Source organism: Xanthomarina sp. (assembly GCF_035306705.1).
In the GTDB taxonomy this organism is placed as follows: Bacteria; Bacteroidota; Bacteroidia; order Flavobacteriales; family Flavobacteriaceae; genus Xanthomarina.
The window spans coordinates 1-2,205 of sequence record NZ_DATGNO010000150.1 but is presented as its reverse complement, the minus strand read 5'-3'; the positions used below and the strand labels follow the sequence as shown (position 1 = coordinate 2,205).

General features: G+C 35.4%; 1 protein-coding gene and 1 pseudogene. Both read right to left on the bottom strand.

All coding sequences use genetic code 11. From position 1 onward, the window contains the following. Positions 1 to 306 (bottom strand): annotated as a pseudogene (locus tag VKY47_RS12345) (peptide MFS transporter); the annotation flags it as partial. Between the two features lie 81 nt (positions 307 to 387). Next, positions 388 to 1,911 carry a peptide MFS transporter gene (locus tag VKY47_RS12340; protein ID WP_324313119.1) on the bottom strand — a complete coding sequence of 508 codons (1,524 nt, stop codon included), beginning with the start codon at positions 1,909 to 1,911 and terminating at the stop codon, positions 388 to 390. Between the last annotated feature and the right edge of the window lie 294 nt (positions 1,912 to 2,205).

Sequence of the window (2,205 nt, the reverse complement as noted above, 5' to 3'; positions counted from 1 at the left end):
ACCAATAAGAACTGCCCAACGGTATCCAGTAAATTTATCAGCAATTACACCACCTAAAATTGGCGTTAGGTAAAGCAAACCTGCATAAGTTCCAAAAAGTGCCCCTGCATTTTCAGCCGTCCACTCCCATCCTGGATTACTACCGATAACAGCCATTGTAAGGAAGTTTATCAATAATACCCTCATTCCATAGAATGAGAATCTTTCCCACATTTCAGTAAAGAAAAGTACAAATAGGCCCGCAGGGTGACCTAAAACTTTACTCTTAAAAAACTCGTCATGTTGAGTTGTATCTACATTTGCCATAATTGTGTACTGTATTTAACCTTTCTCAGTATTTGTATTTATAATTCAACAACTTTTCTTTTATTCATTATTCCATAAAAGTTAGTTGATACCATGCATCATTTTCTTTAATTTCGGATTTAAAAGCAGTAGAGCTACAGCAGCAAAAATAGGTATGGCTGCGATAATTAAGAAAAATACAGACATAGAATAAGTGTGCGAAATTTTGTCAATATAAGACCCTGTCATTCCCGCAATAAAGTTGGCTATAGCAGAAGCGGTAAACCAAAGTCCAAACAATAATCCTGCTAAACGTTTAGGCGATAATTTGGAAACATAAGAAAGCCCAACTGGTGATAAACACAATTCTCCTGTAGTATGGAAAAAGTAAGCCAATATTAACCAGATCATACTCACCGAAGCGCTTGTTGCACCTTGTGGAATACTGTTAGATCCAATAGCCAAAGCCACAAACCCTACACCTACTAGCGCTAATCCCATAGCAAATTTAATAGGACCAGAAGGATTCCATACCTTTTCCCACATTTTACTAAACGAAGAAGCTAATGTGATAATGAAAAAAGAGTTCAAAATTTGAAACCAAGAAACTGTCACTTCTGTTTGTTCAATACTAAATTCTCTGTACACTTTCCAACCCCCTAGAATCCATATAATTACAAAAGAAATAGCTGTAAAAACAATGGTTAGTGGATATTTTTTAATGATCTTCTTACCTAAACTATACAATACATAAGAAACGATTATAATTGGAAAAATAGTTAAAAGCGCATCCACCCATTTAAAAATAATCCCTGAATTACCCTCTAAAACACGCTGAGTATAATCTTTAGCAAAAACAGTCATCGAGCCACCAGCTTGTTCAAAGGCAAAGAAAAAGAAGAGACTGGCAAACATTAAAACCCCTACAACCACCAAGCGATCTCTTACAATATGCTTTGGCGTATCTTCTTCGACTTCTTGGTCTACTGCTTTTTTCACATCCATTTCTAATTGCTTTTTAGGTTGCTCACCAATAGCTCCAAATATTTTACGTCCAAAATAGAACTGCAACATTCCAAAAAGCATAAAAACTCCAGCTAATCCAAATCCATAATGCCATCCAATTTTTTCACCAATGTATCCGCAAAGCAACATTCCTAAGAAAGCACCAGCGTTAATTCCCATATAAAAAATGGTATACCCTGCATCTTTTTTAGAACTTGAATCGGGGTAAAGGTTCCCCACCATTGATGAAATATTAGGTTTAAACAAACCATTTCCTAAAATCATCATCACAAGTCCAGCATAGAAAAAATTAGAACTAATTCCTTCAAATGCCATAGACAAATGCCCTAAAGTCATAATTAAAGCTCCTAGGAGAATCGCTTTTCTAAATCCTATGAATTTATCTGCTAAAATCCCTCCTAAAAGTGGAGTTAAATAAACCAATCCTGTGTACCATGCATAAAGTTGCATTGCATCCGCATTAGTCCACTCCCAGCCACCTTTGGCTATCTCTGTGATTAAGAACACTGTTAATAAGGCACGCATTCCGTAGTAACTGAAACGCTCCCACATTTCTGTAAAGAATAGCACAAATAGCCCTGCTGGATGTCCCATTATCATGGTGTCATCAACACCTTTTTTCGCGAGATGCTTAATTAAAGTCGGATCATTTCCTTTACTCATAATTTTATTTTTTTTTTAGATTTTATTTAGCCTGCTTACGTACTTCTCTCAATTCTATTGGATGATCAAAAAGTTCGTCTTTTGTTCTACAGTCTAAACTCATAATTGATACTTTACGATTTGGGTGGTGAAAATAATTAAAAAAAGTGAGCCTTTGCTAAAATACGTTAATTTGTTTATCACAAAATAAATAATCGTTTGATTTGGCGGACTTAACGATAATTCTACGTG